The 25,260-nt window shown below is 63.4% G+C and carries 20 protein-coding genes; 11 read left to right on the forward strand and 9 right to left on the reverse strand.

What is annotated here, in order from left to right:
• Positions 1–10: 10 nt before the first annotated feature.
• The 3 genes from EB235_RS16060 to EB235_RS16070 all read right to left on the reverse strand — a co-directional run bounded on the left by EB235_RS16060 (position 11) and on the right by EB235_RS16070 (position 2,249).
• Positions 11–802 (reverse strand): 3-methyl-2-oxobutanoate hydroxymethyltransferase, encoded by a 792-nt coding sequence (locus EB235_RS16060; RefSeq protein ID WP_027030032.1) that lies wholly within the window; start codon positions 800–802, stop codon positions 11–13.
• 74 nt (positions 803–876) lie between these two features.
• Positions 877–1,884 (reverse strand): LacI family DNA-binding transcriptional regulator, encoded by a 1,008-nt coding sequence (locus EB235_RS16065; RefSeq protein ID WP_027030031.1) that lies wholly within the window; start codon positions 1,882–1,884, stop codon positions 877–879.
• Positions 1,885–1,940: 56 nt separating this feature from the next.
• On the reverse strand, positions 1,941–2,249 hold the full coding sequence (locus EB235_RS16070) for a hypothetical protein (protein ID WP_027030030.1): 309 nt from the start codon (positions 2,247–2,249) through the stop codon (positions 1,941–1,943).
• Between the two features lie 162 nt (positions 2,250–2,411).
• On the opposite strand from EB235_RS16070, the gene EB235_RS16075 reads away from it, so the two are divergent.
• A complete protein-coding gene (locus EB235_RS16075) occupies positions 2,412–3,053 on the forward strand; it encodes a glutathione S-transferase family protein (RefSeq protein WP_027030029.1) in 642 nt (213 codons plus the stop codon).
• A gap of 66 nt (positions 3,054–3,119) precedes the next feature.
• On the opposite strand, the gene EB235_RS16080 is transcribed toward EB235_RS16075, so the two are convergent.
• Entirely contained in the window at positions 3,120–5,690 is a 2,571-nt protein-coding gene (locus EB235_RS16080; RefSeq protein WP_051429615.1) for a caspase family protein, read from the reverse strand.
• Between the two features lie 412 nt (positions 5,691–6,102).
• Between EB235_RS16080 and EB235_RS16085 the strand changes: the two genes are divergently transcribed.
• Positions 6,103–7,605: an ATP-binding protein gene (locus EB235_RS16085; RefSeq protein ID WP_027030028.1), complete on the forward strand. Its 1,503-nt coding sequence runs from the start codon at positions 6,103–6,105 to the stop codon at positions 7,603–7,605.
• Positions 7,606–7,642: 37 nt separating this feature from the next.
• Here the strand turns inward: EB235_RS16085 and EB235_RS16090 are convergent, their stop codons facing one another.
• From EB235_RS16090 to EB235_RS16100, 3 genes are all read right to left on the reverse strand, one after another.
• Positions 7,643–8,809 (reverse strand): sugar ABC transporter substrate-binding protein, encoded by a 1,167-nt coding sequence (locus EB235_RS16090; RefSeq protein ID WP_051429614.1) that lies wholly within the window; start codon positions 8,807–8,809, stop codon positions 7,643–7,645.
• A 106-nt stretch (positions 8,810–8,915) separates the two neighbouring features.
• Positions 8,916–10,274 (reverse strand): sensor histidine kinase, encoded by a 1,359-nt coding sequence (locus EB235_RS16095; RefSeq protein WP_245268798.1) that lies wholly within the window; start codon positions 10,272–10,274, stop codon positions 8,916–8,918.
• A 185-nt stretch (positions 10,275–10,459) separates the two neighbouring features.
• Complete coding sequence (locus tag EB235_RS16100) at positions 10,460–10,960, reverse strand: MucR family transcriptional regulator (protein WP_245268797.1); 501 nt, start codon at positions 10,958–10,960, stop codon at positions 10,460–10,462.
• Positions 10,961–11,249: 289 nt separating this feature from the next.
• On the opposite strand from EB235_RS16100, the gene EB235_RS16105 reads away from it, so the two are divergent.
• The 4 genes from EB235_RS16105 (at position 11,250) to EB235_RS16120 (ending at position 16,246) form a co-directional block, all read left to right on the forward strand.
• On the forward strand, positions 11,250–12,119 hold the full coding sequence (locus EB235_RS16105) for a DUF6502 family protein (RefSeq protein WP_051429848.1): 870 nt from the start codon (positions 11,250–11,252) through the stop codon (positions 12,117–12,119).
• Complete coding sequence (locus EB235_RS16110) at positions 12,116–13,216, forward strand: DUF5666 domain-containing protein (protein ID WP_051429612.1); 1,101 nt, start codon at positions 12,116–12,118, stop codon at positions 13,214–13,216. The genes EB235_RS16105 and EB235_RS16110 overlap by 4 nt, the downstream gene beginning before the upstream one ends.
• Before the next feature lie 718 nt (positions 13,217–13,934).
• Positions 13,935–15,425, forward strand: coding sequence for a glycosyltransferase (locus tag EB235_RS16115; RefSeq protein WP_027030025.1), 1,491 nt, complete (start codon positions 13,935–13,937; stop codon positions 15,423–15,425).
• On the forward strand, positions 15,422–16,246 hold the full coding sequence (locus EB235_RS16120) for a hypothetical protein (protein ID WP_210266776.1): 825 nt from the start codon (positions 15,422–15,424) through the stop codon (positions 16,244–16,246). The genes EB235_RS16115 and EB235_RS16120 overlap by 4 nt, the downstream gene beginning before the upstream one ends.
• Positions 16,247–16,260: 14 nt before the next feature.
• Here EB235_RS16120 and EB235_RS16125 read toward each other — a convergent pair whose 3' ends face one another.
• On the reverse strand, positions 16,261–16,896 hold the full coding sequence (locus tag EB235_RS16125; protein WP_027030023.1) for a class I SAM-dependent methyltransferase: 636 nt from the start codon (positions 16,894–16,896) through the stop codon (positions 16,261–16,263).
• A gap of 184 nt (positions 16,897–17,080) precedes the next feature.
• On the opposite strand from EB235_RS16125, the gene EB235_RS16130 reads away from it, so the two are divergent.
• Complete coding sequence (locus tag EB235_RS16130; RefSeq protein ID WP_027030022.1) at positions 17,081–18,613, forward strand: alpha/beta hydrolase; 1,533 nt, start codon at positions 17,081–17,083, stop codon at positions 18,611–18,613.
• 73 nt (positions 18,614–18,686) lie between these two features.
• On the opposite strand, the gene EB235_RS16135 is transcribed toward EB235_RS16130, so the two are convergent.
• On the reverse strand, positions 18,687–19,709 hold the full coding sequence (locus EB235_RS16135) for an aminopeptidase (protein WP_051429847.1): 1,023 nt from the start codon (positions 19,707–19,709) through the stop codon (positions 18,687–18,689).
• A gap of 194 nt (positions 19,710–19,903) precedes the next feature.
• Here EB235_RS16135 and EB235_RS16140 point away from each other — a divergent pair, with 194 nt between their 5' ends.
• The 4 genes from EB235_RS16140 (at position 19,904) to EB235_RS16155 (ending at position 25,254) form a co-directional block, all read left to right on the forward strand.
• Positions 19,904–20,242, forward strand: coding sequence for an alpha/beta fold hydrolase (locus EB235_RS16140; protein ID WP_027030020.1), 339 nt, complete (start codon positions 19,904–19,906; stop codon positions 20,240–20,242).
• A 486-nt stretch (positions 20,243–20,728) separates the two neighbouring features.
• Positions 20,729–20,956 (forward strand): hypothetical protein, encoded by a 228-nt coding sequence (locus EB235_RS16145; RefSeq protein WP_032925456.1) that lies wholly within the window; start codon positions 20,729–20,731, stop codon positions 20,954–20,956.
• A 559-nt stretch (positions 20,957–21,515) separates the two neighbouring features.
• Positions 21,516–22,181 (forward strand): hypothetical protein, encoded by a 666-nt coding sequence (locus tag EB235_RS16150; protein ID WP_027030018.1) that lies wholly within the window; start codon positions 21,516–21,518, stop codon positions 22,179–22,181.
• 7 nt (positions 22,182–22,188) lie between these two features.
• Entirely contained in the window at positions 22,189–25,254 is a 3,066-nt protein-coding gene (locus tag EB235_RS16155; RefSeq protein WP_171878144.1) for an OmpA family protein, read from the forward strand.
• Positions 25,255–25,260 lie beyond the last annotated feature (6 nt).

The following is a 25,260-nucleotide window of genomic DNA, read 5'->3' on the forward strand; positions in this document are numbered from 1 at the left end:
GGGCTTGGTTTCACAAAGACTGGGAGAGAGTGAGGAAGCGGTCATGGGCGGCATCGTCCATGTCCACCTGGTGCCTGGCCTCGGGGTAAAGGCCATCGGCCACGTCGCGGCCAAACGCGCGGAAGGCGGCGATGCGCTTTTCCTGCAGTTCGGCTTCCAGCGTGACGAAGTCGGCGTAGCGCCTGGCGTGGCGCGGATAGTGGCCGGTATGACTGCCGAGCACGTCACAGGAAAACAGATACTGCGTGTCGCAGGCGCTGCCGCAACCCATGCCCATGGTGATCAGCGGCGTCGAGCGGGTGATGTGCTCGGCAAGCCTGAACGGCACCACTTCGACCTCGATGCAGGCCGCGCCAGCGTTCTCCAAATCCTTGGCGGCGCGCAACACTTTAATGGCCTCTTCGGCTGACCTGCCGATGGCGCGGAAATTCGTCCAGGTGGCGCGGTTCGGCACCAGGCCGACATGTCCGGTGACGGGAATGCCTTCCGCCGCCATGGCTTCGATGAAGCGCGGCGAATGCGATGAATAGACCGCATCGGCGCCGCGCTTCATCATTGCGAAGCCGAGCCGCACCGCCTCATCAGGCGAGGCGACCGCGCCATGCGGCATGCCGACGGAGAGGAAGGCGAAGGGTGCTGCCTGGCGAATGGCTTCGAGATTGTGGTCGGGTTCGCAGGACAGGATGACGATGTCGCTGGCGACGGCGGCGCAGGCCTCGGCCGGCGTGTCGACATGCAATTGCAGCCATTTGCGGCTGCCCTTGGTGCTCTGGAGGTCGTGTACTGTCAGCCGTCTCGTCACCAGTGATCCTCCCATTTGCGAGAGGCGTAGCATCGCGGGCGGCGAATGGCCGCTTGTTCCTTGATCAAATCAGATCAAAGGTTCTCAGCGGTAAAGGTGATGAAGCGGATCGGCGGGTTTTCGATCGGCAGGTCGTGCAGGCCAAGCCGGGCCAGGATGAGGTCGATGGCGCGGCGCGCCTGCGCTTCCGGCGCCTGGTCGAGCACGACGTCCATGGTCCCCGCGCGCAGGGCCGCACTGCTGCGCTCGGTCAGTTCATGGCCGACGAAGAAAATTTCGTGGCGGCGCGGACGGCGTGCCAGCACCTCGTTCAATGAGCCATTGCCACCCCCGGCATTGTAGAAGCCGGCGAGATCCGGGCGCTGGCCCAGCACATCGACGAGAAGGTCAGCGCTGCGGTGGCCCTCATCATGACCGAACAGCACCTCGACAAAGGCGAGGTCGGCGCGCGGATGCTCGGCAAGATAATCGGAAAAGCCGTGGATGCGGTCGCGGTGCACCTGGTAGATTTGGCTGTGGCAGAGCGCGACGATGCTGCCGCTGCCCGTCTGCATGCGGCTCATCAATTGCGCGGCCATGCGGCCGGCGGCGTAATTGTCAATGCCGACATAATCGGCCTTCGAGCCTGCGATGCGGGTCACCACCTGGACCGTCGGCACGCCTTGCGCCTCGACTTCGGCCAGGGCCGCACGGATCAGCGGGTCGTCTGGCACCGCCAGGATCAGCCCGCCACGGCGCATGCCGGGCTCGCGGATGCGCCGGGCGACGGCGGAAGCGTCGCCTTCGTCGAGGAAGGTCCGGTGCACAGCGACAGTGCGGTCGAGCGTAGCCGCGATGCGCTCGAAGGCGCGGGACAGTCGGGAGAAAAAAGTCGAGTCCGGCCGCACCAGGATGACCTCGATGCGGAGGATGCCGCGATGCGCCTCGGGAAGCCGGCGCGGATAGTCGAGCGAGCGGGCGGCGGCGACCACCTTCTCCACCGTCTCGGGTCGCACGCCGCCCCGGCCGTTGAGCACGCGCTCGACCGTTGCCGTGCCAACGCCGGCGCGGCGGGCAATGGCGGCGAAGGTCGGCTTGGGGATGGCACCCTCCCTGATGCGATTTGATCAGGGAGTTATCATACTTTTGTTGGGAAAGCTCAGATCCCCGACCCATCCAGCTGCTGTGCATCCTCGCCTTCCCAGGGCGCCGGCAGCGCGCCGCCGCGGCTGAGGTTGGCCGAGGGCAGGGGCATCCAGCACTTCAGCTCCGGGTCGGCATATTCGACGACGCGGCCGGGCGAGGAATCCGACGCGCGCCAGCCTTCGCCGGCGAACTGGTCGCCACGTGCCCAATAGGCGAGGTCGACCTCCGCCGGCCCTTGTTCGGAGGGGCGCACCGTGACCAGGATGCGGCTGCCGTCCTTCGGCGCCGTCGACATGTGGCGCCACCGTTCGGGCTCGTCCATCGTATTTCCTCCTGCCTTTGTGCGGGGTGAAGTGTCGCCTCGCCATTGATGGTGGTCAACCCACACTTTGTCGGATTACATCGGCCATCTCCGTCCTAGGTCTGGCGATGTTCGCCAGGACAAGGAGAGGCATTCATGCGTGACAAGGTCGAGCCGGGCGAGATGAAACTGTATTTCAGCCGCAATCCCAATCCGCGCCTGGCGGTCGCGGTGGCGCGCCACCTCAAGGCCCGGGTGACCTTCGAATTCGCCTCACCGTTCGCGCCGGGGCAGGCCGACAAATACCGTCCGCTCAATCCCAATCTTTCCATCCCGATACTGGCATGGCCGGGCGGCAGCCTGTGGGAGACGGACGCCATCGCCTGCCGTCTGTCGCGGGATGTCGGATCGGATTTCTGGCGCACCGGCGATGACGAGCCCGACATGATCCGCTGGCTGAGCTGGGGCAAGGAGAATTTTGCCAGGGCCTGCGACATGGTGCATTTCGAGCGCGGCACCAAGCAGCGCTATCACATAGGCCCGATTGATCAGCTGCTGGTCGAGGAGGGGCTGAAGCTTTTCGAGAAAACGGCGGCGATCCTGGAGGTGGAGTTGGCCAACCGGCAATGGCTGGTGGGACATTCGGTCTCTTACGCCGATTTCCGCATGGCGACGTTCCTGGCTTTCAATGATGTCGGCGGCCTGCCGCTTGGCGATTATCCAGCGCTCATCAGCTGGTATCGCCGGCTCGAAGCCATCGAGGCCTGGCGCGATCCGTTCGCCGGGCTCGATGCGCCCGAACTGCCACCCGTAAAATCCAGCTGAGGCGCTGCGCGAAAAGCGCGCTGCGCCAATGACACGACCGATCGGCCTGGGCTTACTTGGCTGGACTTAATGGGCCTGCGCGAGCTGCTGTTCAACCAGGCCGAGTTCTTTCTGGTAGAAACCCTCGAAGCCTGACGTGTAGTGCTGCTCGCGAAAGATATCGCGGGCGGTGATGAAGGCGTCGCGGGCGGCGAGCAGGCTGGCCTTGTCATGCGTCCTTGTGCCGATGGCGAGCAGGATTTCGCCGCGCACCGAATGGGTCTTGCCCCAGATGACCGGCGACTTGTCGCGCTTCAGTTCGGTGAGCGCCAGGTCCATCTGCTCCAGCGCCTTGCGGTAGAGCGGCACACTGTCTTCGGCATCGCCCATGAAACGGTAGGCGCGGCCTATATTGTAGGTGAGGGTCGCCCAGGTGAAGGGATCGCGCGCCCGGGTGATCACCTCCTGCGCCTTGTCGAACGCGTCAATCGACTGCTTGAAGTAATCGGAGCCCTTGCCGCGCTGGCCAAGCGACAGAAGGGCCGCGCCAAGATTGTTTTGGGTGGACGCCCAATCGACGGGCTGCTTGTCGCGCGTGCGAACCTCGAGGACGTCGTTGAAAGCCGCAACCGACGCTTCGAGCATCTCGGTGCCGTCCTGCAGATCGCCGAGCTGGCGCATCGAAACGGCAAGATTGGCCTCGGCCATCGCCCATTGCACCGGCACTTTTTCACGGGTCCACACCGTCAGCGCGCCATGGAACGCTTCGATCGCCTGTGTCAGGTTTTTCTTCGCATCGCCACCATCGGCCATGGCGGAGAGTTCATTGCCGATGTTGTTCTGCAGCCCTGCCCATGCATCGGGATCGAGCTGTTTGGTGTAGATCTTCAAGGCCTGCCGGAACGCCTCTATCGCCTTTTTGTAATAGGTCATACCACCGGCGCGCTGGGCCATCAGGTCATAGGCATTGCCGAGATTGATCTGCACGGTTGCCCATTCCTGCGGATAGCGCTTGCGGGTGAACACCTTGAGCGCGTCTTCATAGACGCCAATCGCCTGCTCGATGCGCGCCGTGCCGTTCTCGCGCTCGGCCAGTGCGGTGAGCGTGATGCCTTCGTTGATGGCGACGCCGGCAGGGCCGCCGAAAACGGTGACGCCGGGCAGGAGCTTCGCCGCTTCGTAGACATCGACGGCCTGCGAAAGGGCCGCGTTCTCGCCCTTGACCATGCCCTGGTCGGTCAAGGCATCGGCCTCCAAGACCTTGTAGAGGAAGGCGGCTTTCGGATCCCAGCGCTCCGTTTGCCTGAAGGCGTCCTCGTAACGCTCGGCGGCGGTGCGATAGTCGAAGTTGAGGATCGCGGTACGGGCATGGTCGGCGAAGGTGCCGGCCAGTTCCAGCCGCCTCTGCTTGATGTCAGCCTCGGCCTCGTCGAGCTCTTTGCTGATCTCCTCGGCACGGGCGCTGGCCCTGGCGCGGAAGGTCAGCGCCAGGTTGATCGCGCCCTCCGATTGCGCGCGGTCGGCAAGGCCGGAAAGCCGAATCAATTCCGGGTCCTGCCGGGTTTCGCTGTCGTGCCGGGCGAGGATTTCGCGCAGCTTCTGCGCGCCCGCCGCGAGTTGCGCCTGCAATTCCCCGGGTCCGGCTGAGGTGTCGACCTCCAAGGCGCCGAGCATGCCGTAGAGCTGGTCCAGCGGCACTTCGTTCTGAGCCGCCACCGTCTCGACCATCGTGCGCTGCTCGGCCGGTGTCGCGGCGATGGTCAGCAGGAGCTTGCGCCGCGCCGAACGGATCGAGGCCTCGTCGCTTCCGGTCTCTTCCGGCGCCTGGCCGAAATAGAGCAGGCGCCGCAGGCTGGCATTGGTCCATGGCAGCTGCCGGCCGCCGGTCTTCACATAGACCTCCTCGGCAACCATGGTCATGACATCGCCGAAGGCGAAGCCGCCGGCGGCGAGGTGTTTCAGCAGGGCCGCGGCATAGGGGCTGTTGCCGCCGGACTCGCCGTCGAGCGCCGCATGGCCGGGCTCGGCGGCAAAGCCGATGACCTGGCCCAGGCTTTGCGGCGCGCCGGATGCGTCCGCGAGGGGTGCCGCGCCCTTGACGGGATCAAGGCCGGTGGCGGCCACGGGCGAGGCGCCGGACGGGGCGGCAACCATTGCACCCGGCGGAAACGGATTCGAGCGGCAGGCATCGAGCAGCACGATCGCTATGGGAACGCTGGCCTTGAGCTGTGCCAGCAACGCGGAGACGGGCACCAGCCGGTTGGTTGGATCCGTCAGCGAGGAGGCATCCGCCTCGACCGGCACCAGATAGTTTTCGCCGGCGGCCTCGATGCCGTGACCGGAATAGTAGAGCAGGGCGACGTCGGCGCCGGCCGCGTCCTCGACGAAATGCTTGAGGCCGCGCGCCAGGCGAGAGCCATCGCCATCGGGGATGGAGCTGACCTCGAAACCGAGGCTGGTCAAAAGCTGGGCGACGGCGCGCGCGTCATTGGCCGGATTGGCAAGTGCTGGCAGGGACAAATAGTGGGATTCGCCGATGACGAGTGCCACGCCACGCAACGGTTTGGCGTCATCGGCCCGTGCCGGCCATGCCAGCATCACGGCCTGCAGCGCCAGCAGCACTGCGGCGAAAACGGTGACGCGATGCCAACCCGCCATGCACAACCCCGATAGACCCGGCCCCATGCTAGCCGGCATAAAGTGGCGGCTCAATGAAGAATCGGGGTTTGCCGACTGGCGGCAAGAACTGACGACCGGCGTATACACAAAGGGAACTTGAAGACGCCGGCCGCCATTTGGGGCGTTGGGGTGCATCACATTGGGGCGCGATGCAGGGTCAGGCTAAGCGGATGGCTGGCATCTTCAATCGGAACGCCGGCCCATGGTGAACAAGTGGTTACTATCCACAGGCCAGTTCGCCGTGGCCATTCCTGCGGGGCCAAAGCAGGCGGGCGCGTTTCGCTATTGCCGACATCTGTGCGCAACGCTGCGCGCACGGCCATCGGTGCTCGACGGGGAGCACCCGGGTTGGTAAGCCCAAGCCGCGCAGGAGACCTTTTTGAGTCGAGACATGACCGTTGCGATCGAGATGGGACACACCACGGCGGGCGCCCCAGCCAACCTCGATCTCGAGGAGCTGCTGGCGACCCGCCTTCTGGTGCAGGGCAATTCGGGCTCCGGCAAGTCGCATCTGTTGCGCAGGCTTCTGGAGCAGAGCGCGCCCTGGGTGCAGCAGACCATCATCGATCCCGAAGGCGACTTCGTCTCGCTGGGCGACCGCTACGGCCATCTGGTGATCGATGCCGAGGAGCACACCGAGCGCGGCCTGCAGGCGGCCGGCGAGCGGGCCCGCATCCACCGTGTCTCCACGGTGCTCAACCTCGAAGGGCTCGATGCCGAAAACCAGATGCGGCGGGCCGCCGCCTTCCTCGGCGGGCTGTTCGAGGTTGCCCGCGACCATTGGTACCCGATGCTGGTGGTGGTGGACGAGGCGCAGCTGTTCGCGCCGGCGGTGGCCGGCGAGGTTTCCGACGAGGCGCGCAAGCTCTCGCTCGGCGCCATGACCAATCTGATGTGCCGTGGCCGCAAGCGTGGGCTGGCCGGTATCATCGCCACGCAGCGTCTGGCCAAGCTTGCCAAGAATGTCGCGGCAGAAGCCTCCAATTTTCTCATGGGCCGCACCTTTCTCGACATCGACATGGCGCGCGCCGCCGATCTGCTCGGCATGGAGCGGCGCCAGGCGGAAGCCTTTCGCGATCTGGAGCGTGGGCAGTTCATGGCGCTGGGACCAGCACTTTCGCGCCGGCCGCTCGGCCTGCGCATCGGCCCGACCGACACCAGCCCGCGCAACGGCACGCCGCGGCTGATGGCGATGCCGGAATCAGCACTGGAGGACGCCCGCGCGATCATCCTGGCGGCGCCGCCGCCCGAGACGATGCGCGCGCCGCGCCGTGTGGCGTCGCCGGACCTGCTCGACCAGTTGATGGCGGCGAAGTCGGCGGCGCTGGAAATCCGTCCCGAACCGGCGGAGCCGCAAATCAGCGCCGAGGATCTGGCGGAGCGGCATGAGCGGGTGGACCGCGTGCTGCGCGCCATCCTGGCGCAGCCTGACGCCGGTTTCCGCGTCATCGGCGTGCTCTACCAGGAATTCGTGGTGCGCTGCCGCATCGAGGGCCTCGCCTCGGTGGTGCCGGACCTGGCTGAATTCCGCCGCATGCTGACGCGTGCCCGCGCCGGTCTCGGCTCCGAGACGACGCAGGATGATGCGTGGCGGGACGTTTCCGTGCGCGCCTCGCTGCTACCCGACGACATGCAGGGCGTGTTCATGATGATCGCGCGGGCGGCCAAGGAAGGCTGGCCTTGCCCGAGCGACGCCGCGATCGCGCGCGCCTATGGCTCGCACTCGCTGCGCCGCGCGCGGCGACTGCTGACCTATATCGAGGAGCAGGGCCTGATCGTCTGCCAGCTCGACGGCACGGGAAAGCGCACCGTGACGCTGGTGGAGTTAGCCTGGGCGACGGCGCCCGGTGACCCCAATGCCGAGGAGGTGGAGCAGGGGAGCCTGGCGCTTTGAGAGAGCCTGGCTGGTATAGCGGAAGGGGTCGCAGACCCTACCTCCGCTCCGACGACCATGGAAAATTCACGTAGCGATCGCGCGTGTCATAGCAGATGTTGCCGTACATTTTGAGATAGCTGTTCCTGCGGGCCGGATCGGCATAGACGGGCGCCGGATCGGCCAGATCCGCCTCATACTGGGCGATGTTGCCGCTGGTAAGCGCAATGGGCAGGATGTCCATGGCTTGCGGTATGCTCTTGCCGTCCAGCCAGTCGGCGGCAAACTGGCCCATGGCGTAGCCGAAGACGGGTGACGACAGGGAAATGCTGGCCTTGTAGGGGCTGTCGCCTTTCTTGATTTCGGCCACCGCCTCCGGCTCGCCGTCAATGCCGCCAAGAAACTGGTCAGGCCGGTCCTTCCCGGCCGCGCGAAGCGCCTGCAAAGCGCCCAACACCACCGCGTCGCCGCCCAGTACAACGTCGATTTTCGGGTTTGCCAGCAGGATCGTCTTCATGGTCTCGAAGCCGCCTTCCTTGGTCACCGGACTGGGCGCGATGTCGGCCACGATGGTCACACCGGGCATTGCGTTGAGGCCGTCCCGCATGGCTTCGAACCGGGGCGCCAGAAACTCCATCGAGTCCTGCGTCAGCAGCACCACATTCGCCTTGCCACCCAGCCTGGCGTTGATGTGGGCGATGGCTGCGTCGGTGAGCACCTTGCCCGTCGCGTATTGTGGGGCGTTGAGCAGCAAGGTGGCCGGTGGCGGAACAATGGTGCCGACGAACGCTCCCGACCAGATCGTTTTCTGCAGGTCGTGGCTGATCGCCGCAGGATCGGACGAGGTTGCGACCAGGCCGCCGACCTTGCCCGCAAGCAGGGATTGTATCTGCTCGATGGCCTTTGCCGTATCGTTCTGGATCAGAAGCCTGCGATATTCCAGCCCGCGATCCTTGGCCGCCATGGCCAGGCCATGATCGACACCTTGCAGGAAATCGCGATCGTTTTCCTGAACGTAGGCCAGCACCTTGTTGAGCCCCGGTGGCGGCGTGCACGCCGCCGCATGCGGATCGAAGGCGGGAAAGACAGTGCGTTGCGTGATGCCGGGCGGGCCATCCTGCGCGCTGGCAAGGTCGAGGCCACAGATCGACAGGACCACCAGGCAGAGAAAAAGGCGCAGTGACGCCGGCCAGCCTCTCCCGACATCCTTTCGATCGAAAGGCATCCAAAATCCTCCCCGTTTCCGCCAGAGGTAAAGCAGGGAGTGGCTCTTTCCGCAAGCGGTCGCTTGAACTGGCGAGAAGGAGCGTTTTTCGCGGTATCCGACGTCTCTATGCCGTCCGGTCGCCCTTGCGGGGTTTGGTCGAAAACACCAGGCGGGCAGCCGTGCCGGGATGACGCTGCTGATACTCTATCTTCGCACCGAGGCTGATGCACATGGCATTGACGATCCTGCTGCCGACGCCGGTACCCTTGGCGGGTGCGCCTTCGGCACGGCCAACCCCATCGTCTTCCACGACCAGTTCAGCCTGCTCATCCGCCAGCTTTTTGAGATGAACCCGGACTTCTCCAACCGCGTCGGGATAGGCGTATTTGAACGCGTTGGTGACAAGCTCGGTCACCACGACGCCGAGGTTGATGCTGATGTCGGTTTCGAGCTCTATCGGGTCGATGCCGTAGGACAGGTTGACGCCGTGAACCTGGCTGCGCAGCGAGGTGCGCAGATGGTCGAGGAGCCCGCTCAAATACTCGTCGAGCGCGACCGAACGCACGCCGCCCGAACCATAGAGGCGCTTGTGCACGAGTGAGATTGCGAAGATGCGATCTTGCGTTTCCGCCAGGGCATCCTTGGCGGCGGGATCGTCGAGCGCCTTCGACTGGAGTTTGACCAGCGACGAGACAAGGGCGAGGCTGTTGGCAACCCGGTGATTGACCTCGGACAACAGCACTTCGGCACGGTCGCGGGCATGCGCAAGGTCGACGGTGCGGGTGGCGACGCGCTCTTCGAGGTCGCGGTTGAGCGTGTTGACCTCGTCACGGGTGACGCGAAGCTCCCTGGTGTAGCGTCCCACGCCGTAGGCCGCGCCGCTGACCACAGCCACGATGACGAGTGCACCGATGGCCGACACGAGCCTGAGCAAGGCGGTGTTGGCGCGTTGTTCGGCAACGCCCGATGTCAGCCTGTCGTCGGCCCTGACGATGATGCCGGAGAAGAACACATTGGCTTCGTCTGTCAGCGCCTTGCCCTTGTTGGTGCGAAAGATGGCCACCACGTCCTCGTCGCGCTGATTGCGCTTGAGGGTTATCGTCTGGTCCATTTCGTCGAATTTGCTGGAAATGATCGTGGACAGGCGCTGCAAGGTTGCGTCGGAGTCCGAAGACGCCGGCAGAAGGGTCTCCAGCGCCAGCAGGCGCCGCTCGGCTTGAGCCTTCGCCGATTGATAGGGCGCCAGATAGATCTCGTTTCCCGTAATGATGAAGCCTCGCTGACTGGCCTCAGCCGTCTGCAAGGCATTTCGCAGCTCGACCGCCGCTATGCGTGTGTCGCGCGCTGCGATCGCATCGTCGAAATAGGATTGCGCACGCTCGCCGAGCCAGAAGTTCATGGCGACGATGGCTGTCAGGGCAAGGAACCCGATCAGCAAGGCGGCGGAGGTAAAGCGGACAAGGCTACGACTGGACAGGGGCATGGGATACTCCTGCCCGATTTCAGTGCGTCGCGCCATATTGTAGTGAAGGCTAATAGATCGGGATGTTGAGACTCCGGTCGAACTCGCCTGGCCACCGCACCCGGCGACCCCAACGCCGAGGAGTTGGAGCAGGGGAGCCTTGGTGCTGGCGAAGCGGCATGATGCCTTTGCCGCCTCGAAACCAACTATTTCACCTTTCGGCCCAGCCCCATGGATTTGGCGAGTTTCGAGCGGGTGGCGGAGTAATTCGGCGCCACCATCGGGTAGCTGGACGGCAGGTTCCACTTCTTTCGATAATCGTCCGGCGTCAGGCCATAGTTGGATTCGAGGTGACGCTTCAATGATTTGAAACGCTTGCCGTCCTCCAGGCAGATGATGAAATCGGGCGTGACGGATTTTTTCACGGGCACCGCATATCTGATCTCGTCGGGTCCACCATCGACGACACCATCCGAAATGCTTCTGATCGACGCGTGGATTTTTCCTATGAATTCAGGAAGCTCGGCGGCGGGGATGGGGTTGTTCGAGACATAGGAGGACACGATATCGGCGGTTATGGAAATAACGGGATCGATATGTTTTCCATTGCCGTTGTATGTGCCGGCGGCATCGGCAATCTCGTCAGGTGTTTCTTCGACCATTCCTCCGGCCCTGACTATGGTCGGTCTAACATAAGCCTTCTTCAAAGGTGTCTCCTTGGGACAGTCTGGCTGATGTAGCCATTGGATGATGCAGGTTGTGGGAAAATTTCACACGTGTCAACTGGTATGCAGTTGATCGTCCAAAGATGGTTTCGTTTCACCGGCCAACACGGGGCTTCGCTCGCGGTCAGGGTGTGGTAGCCGAGCCGACGAAAGCGCTGCTGGTGTCGCTTCTCAGCCGCCACCCTTGTGGAAGCATTTCCCACGCGCTACTTTCGGCAGGAATTTCCGAGGGATGGATGATCGATCTCGCGATTGAGAAGTGAAGGCGACGATGAGCAAATCGGCGGGACAATATCTGGATGCCGCAGGGGTCCAGAACGCGTTGAACCGGGTTCTTCGCCCGTTGGTGCGGTTGGCCATCAAGTGCGGGGTGACGTTTCCAGCCTTCGTCGATCTGCTGCGTCAGCTCTACGTCAATGTGGCCGAGCATGAATTCGCGTTGCCCGACAAGCAGCAGACCGACTCCAGGGTCAGCCTGCTGACGGGCGTGCACAGGAAGGAAGTCAGCCGGTTGAGAGGGGCGGGCGCACCGGTGCGGGTGGTTCCCGATTCCGTATCCAGGACGAGCGCCATCGTTGCGCGCTGGCTTGCCGATCCGTTGTTCGTCAACGCCAGGGGCACGCCCCTGCCGCTGGCGCGGACGAGCGAGGCGGGAGAGCCATCCTTTGCCGGCCTTGTGGAATCGGTGACCCGCGATCTCAGGCCGCGTGCCGTTCTGGACGACTGGCTCGACCGAAAGCTGGTTGAAATCGACAGCAAGGACCGGATCGTTCTGATGGAAGGGGCCATGGTGCCGCGCGGCGACGGCGAGGTCCGGCTTTATTATTTTGCCCGAAATCTCGGCGACCATGCGGCCGCTTCGGTCGAGAACGTTCTGGCCGACGCTCCGCCCTTCCTCGAGCGTGCCGTCCACTATGACGGCATCTCCGAGGACCTGGCCAGGTCGCTCGAGGCCTATAGCCGCGAGATCGCGGTCGAAACGCTTCTGCGCCTCAACAAATACGCAAACCAGGCCATTCAAAGCGATCCGGGCGGGACCAGCCGGTGGAACTGGGGTGTCTATATCCTCACCGCCGACGGCACGTCGCTGGTTGCCGGGGAATCGCCCGAGAATAAGGATGCCGGCGGAGAGACGGCATGAGCGGAAGGCCGACGAGACGGGGTTTCCTGACGCTCGCAGCCGCCATGCCGGCGGTGTTTTTCAGCATCGTGGCAAGGGCGGGCGAAGCGTCGAAAGACCAGGGCATTGGCGGTACCGGCTGGACGGCGGGGACCGACGGCGACCAGGGCATTGGCGGCACCGGCATCGTGGGAACGATTCAGCGTTTCGGCAGCATTTTCGTCAATGGCGTGCGGGTTCAGTACCAGCCTGACGTGCCGGTCTGGATCGACGGCGTGCGCGTTGCCGCCAACAGGCTGAAGATCGGGCATGTCGTGCGCGTCGCGGTGGTCCAGGAGGCCGATCGCGTGGTGACCTCCTCCATCCATGTCACCAGCGAGGTGGTGGGGCCGGTCGAGCGCAAAACCGCTGGCTCGCTGCGGGTGCTGGGACAGCAAGTCGACATCAGCCAGCTCGCGGAGGCAGTGAAGGTCAAGGCGGGCGATGTCGTGGCCGTGCATGGCATTCGCCGGCCCGACGGGACAATCGTCGCCAGCCTGGTGGAGGTGAGGGCGCATGAGCAGCACTATCTGGTTCGCGGCCTGGCGGTGGTGAGATCGGGGGCGTTGCTGGTCGGGCGGCTCAAGATCGGGACCGGACCGTCGCCGCTGGCAAACCGACGCGTTCAGCTGACCCTCACCAAGGCCGTCGGCGGATACAAGATGGTCCATTTGGAAGCGGAAGCGCCGGTTCCGCAGGCCCATGTCGCTGATGTTCTCTACGAGACGTTTCTGCAGCGCCGCGGACATCGGCTGGAATCGGGTCTGGGCATTGCGATCGACGATCAGAACGGCGATGTGAAATCGACCGGCGCCGTCAGGGCGTTTCTCAAGGTCGGCTTTGATCCGGAGGGCGATATTGTGTCGGCGTCGCGTGATCGCGGCGACGGCAGGCACCCCGGCATGCCGGGCAATCATCCCGACCAGGGCGGGCCGATGGGACCAGGTGGACTAGGTGGCCCAGGCGGCCCCGGCGGGTCGGATGGCTCCGGTGCACCCGGCGGAGAAGACGGTCCCGGCGCACCGAATGGGCCAGGTATGCCTGGTCGCCAAACCAATGGCCGCCGGGGCATGCGGTAGTTACTGCCTGCAACCATCCGGCTCGCCCGGAGGGGCCGGGCGGGCCTTGGTCCGATGCATATCTTGGCCGGACGCAGCAATCTCCGGCGTCAGCGCTGCCCCTCACTGTCCTGCCGGACATCTCTCCCCGTAAACGGGGCGAGATGGGCTAGCGGCAACGCCGGCGCCTTTCTTGCAACGCTAACAATTGGCGAAAGCAGCGGCGACAGCGTCCCTCGCCCCGTTTACGGGGAGAAGATGCCGGCAGGCAGGTGAGGGGCAGCGCCAACGGCTGGCTGTTATTGCAACGAATTGAGCAGGAGACAGCGACAATCCGGCCGGTCCCGTCCTTTGCGATGGACGGAACCGGCCGGTGCAGCCGTACGGGGGCTCGTTGTAGGGGGGGTGAGCTTTTTTCGCGTACGGCTGCTTTCCGCGGACCATGCGGGGGGCGGACGGTCCGCTGAAATCCAATGAAAATGTCCTGGTCTCTTGTCCTCGGATGTCGTTGACAGACTCTATATGTGGGAATTTTACCCACAAGTCAACTGCTCACCCTTGACGTGGGTAAATTTCCCACATACATGAAATCAGCATCCCGGGAAAGCGTACACGAAGCTCCGGGGCCTCAATCGGAACAAAGGCAGCGAAATCTGAAATGATGCGGCTTTGGCCGCCACGGATTTCTGTTGCCTCCGGACTGATTTGATTTCGGTACAGCAACGTCGAAGGTAAACCATTGAAGACATTGTATATTGATGCCTCCTTGCCATTTCGCTGGGGGCCGCATCCGCCCGTCGGCATCCCGCGCGTCGAAACGGCACTCATTCGTCAGGCGCTGCGATGGAAGGCCTCGCCGGTGGGCTTCTTCATCGTCGACAAATGGGGGCAGGGCCAAAGGCTCGATGAAGCGGAACTTCGCTACCTCCGGCGGCTCGTCAACGGTGATCTGCCGCAACCGATCGGAGATGAGGGGAGCTCATACCTGGCGCGGCTGTGGAAAGTGCTGTCGATCATGCGGGAGGCACCCTTTGCCTGCGGACGCGAGTTCGATCGCGTGGCGGCGGGCTTCCTCTCGGGTTGCGAGAAGCGACGCGGGGTCAAGTTTCAGCTGTCCAAGACGGCCATTCGGCTCTTCAAGATCGTGAAGTCGGCGCTCCGCCCAAGCCGGCTCGACACCGGAGATCCGCTGCAGGACGAAAACGCCCTGTGCTTCCTGTCCAGCGCAAGCGTGCACGAACTCGCCGCCAGGAAGCCCATGGCAAAAGCCAGATGCGGCATCTTCACCTTGATGCACGACCTCATTCCGATCGACTTCCCGCAATATGTCGGTCCGCATCACGCGCGCGGTTTCGTCCGCAACACGGCATGGCAGCTGGAAAATGCGCGCCTGCTCGTCTGCGTGTCGAAATACACCGCCGACAGGGTGAAATGCCATGCCAAGGCCTCCGGGCTTCGCCTGATGCCGCAAGTGGCCGTGGCATCGCCCGGCGCCTTCCTGCGGGAAGGCGTCGCGGATCGCGGCATGTCCACCGAGCGGCGCAAACGCGAGCGCAAATTTGTCCTCTATTGCTCGACGATCGAGATCCGGAAAAACCACATCCTGCTGCTCAAGGTCTGGCACCGGCTTTTGCCGCTGCTGGGCGAGCGGCTGCCGACGCTTACGCTGTGCGGCCGATGGGGCTGGATGTATGAGGAACTCACCGCCTTCATGGCCGAGCATCCGGAACTCAACGACCACGTCCAGTTCCGCTCCAACCTCAGCGACCGGGAGCTGGCAGAGCTCTACCGGGATGCTGAATTCAGCGTCTACCCGTCCGCGGTCGAAGGCTGGGGCCTGGGCGCTGCCGAGTGTCTTGATTTCGGCCTGCCGGTCCTGATTTCGGACGCGCCGTCGCTGACGGAGGCGACGCAAGGGCTGATGCCGACGCTTCCCGCGAACGACGTCGAAGCCTGGTGCGCCGCGGTCACCAGGGCCTGCACCGATCCGGTCTGGCTCGCTGAATTGCGCCACACCATCGCAACGCGATACCGCCCCATCCGCGAGCGGGAGTTTTTCGCGACCATGGTGGGCCATGTCGCGGCAATCGATGCTGTCGCGGAAGCCAACCCGGCCGCCGAGATCGCTTCAGACGACCTCGCGCCCAGGATTTACGGGCCGCATCCGGTGGTGGCCGGGCAGGCCAGGCAGCCCAGCGTATTGGCAGCCGACGTTTTTCGGAGGGCATGATGGGAAGCATTGTGGATATGTCGACGCTCAGTGGCGCGCGCGTGCAGCCTGGCATGGATGCCGTGCGGGTGATGGGAACGCCGCGATCCGGCACCAATCTGGCGAAGTATCTTCTCGAACGCTATCTCGGGGTACAGGTCGTTTTCGACCACGGTTTCTGGAAGCATGGGATCTTTCCCGCACTCATGAACGGGCGCGACATCGACCATGGAGGCATGCCCATCGTCGTCCTGAGCAAGGATCCCGTCAGCCAGATCCTGTCGTGGTTCCGTCTGGCCCGGAACGACACCATCTTCAAGCCGAACAGGAGTCTCGGCGCGTTTCTCAGGCAGCCATTCCACGTCAGGCAGGATTTCACCGCGCCCAGGCGCATGGAATACAGGTTCCACTCGCCGGCCGATTACTGGAACCAGTTCTATTTCGCCATGGATGCGCTTCGCCGCTCCGGCGCTCCGGTGCATTTCGTGCGCTATGAGGCGCTCGTTTCAGAACCGGCCTTGTCACTGCATATGCTCTCTCTTTTTCTGGACCGCTCCCGCCCCTTCGACGTCCGCAGCCATGTGGAGATTCCGCGCCACACGCTCGACGCCAGCAATGACATCGACCAAGCCGCGAGCCCAAGCGATGAAAAAACCTTCGATCCCGCCCGCGCCGAACTGGCATCGGCGCTGGCCAGGATCGGATGGCGCAACGCCAACACCATCCTTCGCGCCATCGACGATGGTGTGCTCGATGCCACCGGCCGGGCCGGGTTTCGCCAGACGTGCCGGGAGGCTGTTGGCGCCAAGGCGATGCTGCGGTCGCTGGTCGGGTTTTGGTGAGGGGCGAGGGCGGGTCAGGCTGCCGCCGCGATGCCGGCGTGGTGGCTGCCCAAGTGCCACAAGGGCAGCGGGAACCGCCCGCGCTGCACCTCGACAACCCGGAAACCGGCCGCACGGATCAGGTGCAGCGGATCGCGGTTGAGCTGGCAGCCGCCGGCGAGCGATCCCCAGAGCCGGTTCAGGCGGTCCTGCCACAAGCGGCAGTGCGGCCGCTGGGCCTGGCCATGCTCGATGAAGATTAGCTGGCCGGTAGGTTTGAGGATGCGTCTGATTTCGCTCAGCGCTGCTTGAGGGTCCGGAATGGTGCAGAAGGCGTAGGTGACGACCACCGTGTCGGCGCAGCCATCGGCCAAGGGCAGGCTTTCGCCGCCGGCCCGGATGCATTCGACCGGGAATGGCAAGGCGCGGCTCTTCGGCCCGGCGAGGCCAAGCATTGCGCCGTCCGGATCGACGCCGATCAGCTGCCTGACCCTGGCGGCATCGTAATAGGGCAGGTTGAGGCCGGAGCCGAAGCCGACCTCGACGACGACACCTTCCGCCAGCGGGATGACGCACCTGCGCATCCGGGAAAAGGCGCCAGCCGAACAGCCGGCGTGGACGAGATAGGGGGCGACGCAGCGCGCATACCAGGAGAGGCAGGTCTGGCACATGGCTCAGCCTCCATGTCTGGCGGCAGGGCCGCCGGCTAGCGGTTCTGCTGTGCGGTGGCGTGATGTATTGACCGGTGACATTTCTCGCTCCAAGGGAGTTGATCGGGCCGGATCGGCTCGAAACCGGGGATAGAAGGCCGGCGTCCCCTCAACGTCCTCTCGCTGGGCGGCCGCGTGCGGATCGATGGAGCTGATACAACTCAGGCTTCTGGGTTTTCCGGAGTTCCGTCTGGACGGGCGGCCGATAGAGCTTGCCTTGCGCAAGGCGGCGGCGCTCGTCATCTACCTCGCCGAGGCCCGCGGGCCGGTGGCGCGCGACGTCGCCGCCACGCTGCTGTGGCCCGAAGCCGACGCGCAAGCCGCCCGTGCCCGCCTGCGGCGCACGCTCTACAAGATCCGCATCGCCTTCGGCGAGGACATCATATCAGCCAGCGGGGCATCGCTCAGCCTGCATCCAGCGCTGTCGGTCGAGGCCGACGCAAGCGCCTTCGAACATGCCTGCGATACCGGTCGTCTCGACGAAGCCGCCGGCCTCTACACCAGTGATTATCTCGCCGGCTTCTCCCTGCCGGATTGTCCCGAATTCGAGGAATGGGTGTTCTTTCGCCGCGAGGCCTTGCGCAGCCGGCTGGTGCAGGCGCTGGAGCGGCTGGTGGAAGCCAGGATCGCCGGGGGCGAACCGCGCGGCGCTGTAGTGCACGCCACGCGCCTGGCCGCACTCGACCCCTTGAGCGAAAGCGCGCACCGCCATTTGATCCGCGCCCATCTGGCGGCCGGTGACCGCGCGGCGGCCGAGCGCCAGGGCGAAACCTCTGCGCGGCTGCTGCGCGACGAACTGGGCGTGGCGCCGGACCCGGCCACGCTCGCTCTGCTGCGCGCGAGCGATGCCGAGGTGCCGAGAACCCGCTATGTCGCGGTGGACGGCATCCATATCGCCTACCAGACCGTCGGCAGCGGCCCGGCCGATATCGTGCTGGTGCCAGGCTTCATCTCGCATGTCGAGCGCATCTGGGAAGACCGGAGCTGCCGCGCCTGGCTCAATGCCGTGTCGCGGTTCGGCCGGCTGATCCTGTTTGACCGGCGCGGCATGGGCCTGTCCGACCGCGTCGGCGCCCGCCCGACCGTCGAGGCCACCGCGCGCGACATTCTGGCTGTCATGGACGCGTCCGGCAGCCGCAAAGCCGTGCTGGTCGGCGCCTCGGAGGGCGGGCCGGGCTGCATCCGCTTTGCCGTCGACCACCCCGACCGCCTGACCGGTCTCGTTCTGTGGGGCTCGCTCGCCAAGGGCAGCCACGCGCCCGACTATCCCTTCGCGCTGACATCGGCGCAATACGATCTCTGGCAGCAGCGCCTGCTCGCCGGCTGGGGCGGCCCGGCCGAAATCGAAACCTTTGCGCCCAGCGTTGCCGCCGACCGCCAGGCCCGCGCCTGGTGGGCCGGCCTGCTCCGGGCCGCCTCCAGCCCCGGCGCGGTCGCCGGCCTGCTGCAGGCGCTGCGCGATACCGATGTGCGGCCACTGCTGTCAAAAGTCTCGGCCAGGACGTTGGTGTTGCACCGCACCGGCGACCGCGCCGTGCGGGTCGAGGCCGGGCGGTACCTGGCGGCGAAGATTGCGGGGGCGCGGTTTGTCGAGGTGGAGGGGGAGGATCACTGGTTCTGGGTGGGCGAGCAGGGGGCGTTGCTGGAGACGATCGCGGGGATGACGAGCGGACGGTGAGGCAGGCCGTTCGCCCGCCTGTCGGCCAGAACCGGCGTTGGTCATGGCCGAGCCTGCGGGGAAGCCGTGCTCGTCAATCACACGTCGTCGCGTTCCTCAGTGCCTCCGCTCGGGAAGCCTGTGGCAATGCCGCGATCCGCCGAACGGAAGCATAGAACCTTGGAGAATCGCCTGAGCACAAATCATACAGCCGAAGGAACGCCGGAACCTGTTCGCCGTAGACGGACGTCGCGGCGAGCTTTGCGTTGTTGATGGGGGCGTTGAACCAGGCATCGTATCCGCTATACCCGGCCCAGCGCCTGTCGCGCATTTGCCGGTAGCGCACCCGCAGCGTTTCGATCGCGGCTGCTTTGGCGGCAGCCATCTGCTGCGAGGTGCGGGGACTCCCATAGATCTGCCCCAGCTCGTCGCGCGTTTTCGCGATCAGTCCGAGAAAGTCGGCACTGCGTTTGCGATCGGCTTCGTAGCGGCGCAATCCGGCGCGATTGCCGGTGGCGCGCAGCCATTTCCTCACCCCGCTGGTTTCGACCGCGACCGCGAAAGCCTCGTTGAACGCGGAGTCGCCATTCACATAGATTTCCTGATGCGCCAGTTCATGGAAGATGAGGCCTGCGAGATACATGGCGTCCTGACGCAGCATGGTGCTGAGCAGCGGGTCGCTGAACCAGCCCAGCGTGGAATAGGCGGTGACGCCCGAGATGTAGACGTCCAGCCCTTGTCGCTGCAGTTCGGCAGCACTTTCAACCGCGGATTTCTGGGAAAAGTAGCCCCGGTACGGAACGCAGCCGAAGACCGGAAAGCACCATGTTATCGGCGTGAGCGAGAACTGCGGCGCGGCAAAAACGGCCAAGGTCACGTTGTCTCGACCGACGTCGACATAGCTGCGGTAGCTGCTGTTATCGGGCAGCGCCAGCTCATCCGTGGCAAAGCGACGTATGGCGCTCGCCGACGTCAACTTCGTGCGCAATGCCACGGGCGTCGAGGGATCGTGGATGAGCTTTCCGACATTTTTCCGCGCGGCCAAGATCTGTACATGGCCCTCCAGCGCCTGCGCATAGTAGGAAACGCTGGTGCACCCGGCCACGCCGGACGCCATGACCACAGCGGCAAGCAATCGAAAAAAGCGCTTCACAGCTTGCCCACCGCCTGCTCGTCGTCCATGGCGCGAATGCCCATTTGCCCTCGTGTCAGGCGCACCGATTTTCGTCAAGACCTGGCGGAGCGGACTTTCGAATAGGCAGGACTGGCAAGGCGACCATTCGCGACCTTCGCGCCGAGCCAGGCACGCGCTTGGTGGGCCGGCCGGCTCAGGGGCGCTTCCAGCCCGGCGCGGTGGCAGGCCTGCTGCAGGCGCTGCGCGACACCGATGTGCGCCGGCTGCTGTCAAAAGTCGCGGCCAAGACGACTGTGTTGCACCGCAGGTGTGACCGGGCGGCGAGGGTTGAGGCCGGGCGGTATCTGGCCGCGAAGATTGCGGGGGCGCGGTTTGTCGAGGTCGAGGTGGAGGTGGAGGTGGAGGTGGAGGTGGAGGTGGAGGATCACTGGTTCTGGGTTGGTGAGCAGGGGATGTTGCTGGAGGCGATTGGGGGATGGTGCGAGGGGCAAGACAGGGCATTAACCGACGCTTAGGTGACAGTGGGAGACAGGCTGCAGGCTGGGCTCAGATAAGCCAGCGGACCGACGCGTTGCGCTGCCGCTAGACGTCCGCTTTGCGCCTCATCTCGGTCAAAGAGTTCAATTTTGCAGTAGCCCGAAAGCCGACATAGCCGACGACCATTCTAGGTCCCGGCTGCGCTAGTTGCCGAAATTCGTTCGGAAGTTCCTCGATGTCTGCGCACTCTGTTGGTTGGCGCAACGAACTCTCTCAATCCGGCGCCACCGGAACTATAACCACTGCCCCGCACCGCGGGCGTCAATTTGAGCAGGATCGCTCTAACGCGTTCGCGGTGGCCATTGCCTGCGCACCTTCGCTTGAGAAGTGCTCGACGGCCCCATGCCATAGAGCAAGCACTGCTCGACCCATGCCGCAGTGGAACGATAGGGGGTCATGGGTCATGCGGCACCCGGTTCGCCCGTTATCAGGGAACGATTTCGCCTACCATGTGTTAGACACTGATGGACACCATGGAACCCCACGGGCGCGGGTTGGCGGCCGATATTTTAACGTTGGAAGTTGCTAATGCCAGGGAGCGCATCGACCGGGCTGAGTTCGCGCTTGAACGCTCCCAGGAAATGCTGGCCGAGAATCTCGCACTGCGCAGCAGGATGCGGCGTTTGGTCGAGGCCACAGACAGCTTGGTGAAGATCGGTCGCCGCAGCAATAGAGAAGATCGCTCGGGTTAACCAGGCCCACGTCTCATTCGTCGCGATCCTCGGGCCAGCCGCGACCGCCATCGGCACAGGGCGCGGGCTGGCCGAACCTGGCTGTCTCCACGCCCTCCCAGCCTCCCGCTTGAAAGTTGGACCTCGGTCCCTGAGCGCACTCGCGGATGGCGATCCCGCGCGCAACACCCGCAGCTTTGCCGTGTGGTTGGTGAAGCGGTTGTTATCGAGCTTGATCGGGTCGCCTGCCTTGAGCGCGAAAGTGCGCCCTGCCGCCCGTGGTATTCGGTTAATCGCCTTGCGGCTGAACGCCGGGATGCCGTTTAGCGCAGAGATTGCTGGGCGTCACTGCTTCGACGACCGCGCTTACCGCCTTTGATCCCCGACCAGCCGCGGCTGCCGCTTTTGAAATGGCGTCGCCCCAAACTTCCATTGCTGAGTCGGCGATGCGCTCGGCTGCCTCAGGAATCGACTCAAGTCAAGACATACCGGCTTGCGAGCCGTGTATTTTGCTGACATGCTAACTTCCTTATATAGGGGTTTTGCACCGTGGCAGGTGTTCAAACGGAAGGGCGCAAGCATGGCAAAGGAATCTTCTAATTCCGTTTCTTCAGAAAAGAAAGCGGACGGAAATCTGATAGGTAACGCCGACGGAAACGGGCTGAACTTCATGGGGGTTCAGGCTCGCGAAAACGGGGGCTCCGGCGACCCTGTAGGTGTCGACAAGATACGTGATCTGCTGTTCGGCAACCAGATGCAGGACTATGACCGCCGCTTCTCCAAGCTCGAAGAACGGGTCTTGCAGCGCTTCAAGGATGTCGAATCCGAGGCCAAGCGCAATCTCGACATGTACGAGTCAAATGCCAAGAAGCAGGTCGATTCGCTTGCGGGGCAATTGCGGAACGAAAAAGATTCGCGAGCCGACGCCGACAAAGAGATTGATCGGAATCTTCGCGAGCAAAACCAGGCACTTGAAAAGCAGGTGCGCGCGTTGTCGGATCAATTGAGCGCGCTTGAGCGCGACGTTGCGGACCGGATAAATCGAAACGATCATTTACTGCGTGAGGAAATCAAGCAGAAGAATGAAGGCGTTCAGATGCTGATAGAGAAAATGTTTGCCGATCTCAGCAACGTCAAGACCGACCGAAATCTTTTGGCCGGCCTGTTTGTCGAGGTTGCAAAATGTCTGAACCAGGATCCCGTCGGCAGCAAGAGCAACTCGGACCGTAGCTGGAAAGTGAGTTGATGGGACCTTGACGTCGACCGTCGACCCAATCAGCCTTCCGCAAAGAACAGCCTCGAACGATACAGAGATTGATCGCGAGGCTCTGGCTCGTCTTTTGATCGAAATTGCCCGGAACGTTGATCCGGACTATCGTGCGCGTTTTGACGGAGTTCCAACCGCCGATCCTCGCATGGAAACACTGCGCCAGTTGCTGGTCAGCCGCGAAATTTCGGAGCTTTCACGAGTTACGCATCTGCTGGACGAACCGGAGCAGCTCGCGGCAGCCGTGGGCGACGTTCTTCCCAGTGCGGCCGCACGAGCGCCTCATGCGCAACTCGGCGAGGCCCTTGCGCCAGCTGTCGAAAGGGCTGTGCAACGGTCGATCCAGAGGAGCCCGCGCACGCTGACGGATATATTATACCCGGTGTTTCTTCCGGCAATTCGCAAGTCGATCGGGGAAAAGATCGACCAGACCTTTCAGTCGTTGAATGAAACTTTACGACATATATTTACTTGGCACGGTCTCAAGTGGCGATTTGAATCTTGGAGAACCGGCGCCAGCTTTTCTGAAGTTGTTCTTAAGCATTCTCTCGTATATCGTGTAGAACATGTATTTCTCATTAGCCGATCCTCTGGACTACTGATATCTCATTTAGCTGCCGATAACGTAACGAGTGAGGATCCTCAGCTTATTTCTTCGATGCTTAGTGCAATTCAAGATTTTGTGAAGGACTCATTTAACGAGAAAGAACAGAGCAGTCTGGACACTATCCGCCTTGGTGACCTTCGTCTCTGGTCAGAAGTTGGACAGTTTGCGACCTTGGTTTCGGTGATCCGAGGAAATCCACCAGAGGAATTACATGAAATAGTTCGCGATGTGTTGCTTCGCATCCATGAGGAGTGCTCACAGGCTCTAGCGGAGTTTGACGGCGACAGTTCGCAGTTGGCCGGCGTAGAGGCACAATTGCAGACGTGCGTTGAGCTGAAACAAGAGGAATCAAACCAGGGGTTTCCCTGGCTGGTAGTGGTTGCAGCCCTGCTGCTTTTGGTTGTGGCAGGCGGCTGGTTCTTCCTTTCTTGGCAATCCGGGCAGCGCTGGCAGGCCTATGTGGCGCGACTGGAGACCCAGCCGGGCATCATCGTTGCCGAACAAAAGGTAAGCTATGGCCAATTCTATATTGCCGGACTGAGAGACCCGCTTGCCGCCGACCCGCAGTCGCTGTTGTCCGGAACGCAGGTCGATCCCGCCCGCGTTCATTCGCAGTGGCAATCCTATCAGAGCCTTGAGCCGGAGTTCGTGTTGAAGCGGCTGACGGCGTCGCTGGCTCCGCCGGATACAGTGCGACTTTCGATCGTCAAGGATCGCATCGTCGCCGAGGGTGAGGCCCCCGACACCTGGATAGATCAGGCGCGCGCAGCGGCCCGACAGCTTTCCGCAGGCGGACCGGAATTCGACATCTCCAAGGTTCGTGATGTGAGCCCCGAAGCGCGCGCGGCCGAGCATTGGCAGTATTATGTTTCGCGACTGGGGAGCCAGCCGGGCATCATCGTTGCAGAGCAAAAGATACGCGATGGCCAATTCTATATTGCCGGCCTGAGAGACCCGCTTGCCGCCGACCCGCAGTCGCTGTTGTCTGGAACGCAGGTCGATCCCGCCCGGGTTCATTCGCAGTGGCGGTTGTATCAGAGCCTTGAGCCGGAGTTCGTGTTGAAGCGGCTGACGGCGTCGCTGGCTCCGCCGGATACAGTACGACTTTCGATCGCCAATGATCGCATCGTTGCCGAAGGCGAGGCTCCTGCCACGTGGATCGACCGGGCGCAGGCCGCCGCCCAGCAGCTTTCGGCAGGCGGGCCGGTATTCGATATCTCCAAGGTTCGCGATGTAAGCCTCGAAGAACGCGAGGCGGATCGCTGGCAGGCCTATGTGTCGCGACTGGGGAGCCAGCCGGGCATCATCGTTGCAGAACAGAAGATACGCGACGGCCAATTCTATGTTGCCGGCCTGAGAGACCCGCTTGCCGCCGACCCGCAGTCGCTGTTGTCTGGAACGCAGGTCGATCCCGCCCGGGTTCATTCGCAGTGGCGGTTGTATCAGAGCCTTGAGCCGGAGTTCGTGTTGAAGCGGCTGACGGTGTCGCTGTATCCGCTGGATTCAGTACGACTTTCGATCGTCAATGATCGCATCGTTGCCGAGGGCGAGGCTCCCGACACCTGGATAGATCGGGCGCGCGCAGCGGCCCGACAGCTTTCGGCAGGGGGACCGGAATTCGATATCTCCAAGGTTCGCGATGTGAGCCCCGAAGCGCGCGCGGCGGAGCATTGGCAGTATTATGTCTCGCGACTTGAGGCCCAACCTGGAATCATCGTCGCCCAGCAAACGGAGAGGGGCGGACATTTCTACATTTCCGGCCTGAGAGACCCGCTTGCCGCCGACCCGCAAGTTCTGCTGCACGGAACGCAGGTTGATCCTGCCCGCGTTCATTCACAATGGCAATTCTATCAGAGCCTTGATCCGAAGTTCGTGGTGAAGCGGCTGGTGGCTTCGCTGACCCCGCCGAAATCGGTTATGCTTTCGATCATCCAGGGTCGCATCGTTGTCGTGGGTGAGGCTCCTGCCAACTGGATCAACCGGGCGCGGGCCGCCGCCGAACAACTTTCGGCGGACGGAGTGGTTCTGGATGTCTCGCAACTGCATGAGTTGGACCTTGCAGAACTCAATCATTTGAGAGAGGCCATCCAGACGACCGATATTTTCTTCTCTTCCGGCAAAGTTGTGCCGGGACCAGAGCAGATGCCGGTTCTCGACAGATTGGCGGATCAAATAAAGGAATTCGCCCAAAAAGCCCGCGAGTCAGGCGTAACGGCCCGGTTCATGTTGACCGGCCATTCGGACGGCACGGGCCGTGAGACGGCCAACGCATCGATCAGCGCCGCCCGCGCGGAGACAGTTCGTGCGCTTCTCAACAAGCGCGGCGTCGCCCCGGAACTGCTGCTGGTTCGGGGCGCGGGCACCTTTGAACCGGCTGTGCCAGAAAATAGTCAAACAGGTAGCTCCACCAATCGCCGGGTTTCGGTTACGGTAAACCTGGACTAGGGCGGG

This window comes from Mesorhizobium loti R88b (genome assembly GCF_013170845.1).
Classification (GTDB): Bacteria; Pseudomonadota; Alphaproteobacteria; order Rhizobiales; family Rhizobiaceae; genus Mesorhizobium; species Mesorhizobium loti_B.

Coding starts and splice junctions, on each gene's coding strand:
- EB235_RS16070 (WP_027030030.1), bottom strand. CDS start 2,249: ATGGACGAGCCCGAACGGTGGCGCCACATGTCGACGGCGCCGAAGGAC.
- EB235_RS16075 (WP_027030029.1), top strand. CDS start 2,412: ATGAAACTGTATTTCAGCCGCAATCCCAATCCGCGCCTGGCGGTCGCG.
- EB235_RS16080 (WP_051429615.1), bottom strand. CDS start 5,690: ATGGCGGGTTGGCATCGCGTCACCGTTTTCGCCGCAGTGCTGCTGGCG.
- EB235_RS16085 (WP_027030028.1), top strand. CDS start 6,103: ATGACCGTTGCGATCGAGATGGGACACACCACGGCGGGCGCCCCAGCC.
- EB235_RS16090 (WP_051429614.1), bottom strand. CDS start 8,809: ATGCCTTTCGATCGAAAGGATGTCGGGAGAGGCTGGCCGGCGTCACTG.
- EB235_RS16095 (WP_245268798.1), bottom strand. CDS start 10,274: ATGCCCCTGTCCAGTCGTAGCCTTGTCCGCTTTACCTCCGCCGCCTTG.
- EB235_RS16105 (WP_051429848.1), top strand. CDS start 11,250: ATGAGCAAATCGGCGGGACAATATCTGGATGCCGCAGGGGTCCAGAAC.
- EB235_RS16110 (WP_051429612.1), top strand. CDS start 12,116: ATGAGCGGAAGGCCGACGAGACGGGGTTTCCTGACGCTCGCAGCCGCC.
- EB235_RS16120 (WP_210266776.1), top strand. CDS start 15,422: ATGATGGGAAGCATTGTGGATATGTCGACGCTCAGTGGCGCGCGCGTG.
- EB235_RS16125 (WP_027030023.1), bottom strand. CDS start 16,896: ATGTGCCAGACCTGCCTCTCCTGGTATGCGCGCTGCGTCGCCCCCTAT.
- EB235_RS16130 (WP_027030022.1), top strand. CDS start 17,081: ATGGAGCTGATACAACTCAGGCTTCTGGGTTTTCCGGAGTTCCGTCTG.
- EB235_RS16135 (WP_051429847.1), bottom strand. CDS start 19,709: ATGGCGTCCGGCGTGGCCGGGTGCACCAGCGTTTCCTACTATGCGCAG.
- EB235_RS16145 (WP_032925456.1), top strand. CDS start 20,729: ATGGACACCATGGAACCCCACGGGCGCGGGTTGGCGGCCGATATTTTA.
- EB235_RS16150 (WP_027030018.1), top strand. CDS start 21,516: ATGGCAAAGGAATCTTCTAATTCCGTTTCTTCAGAAAAGAAAGCGGAC.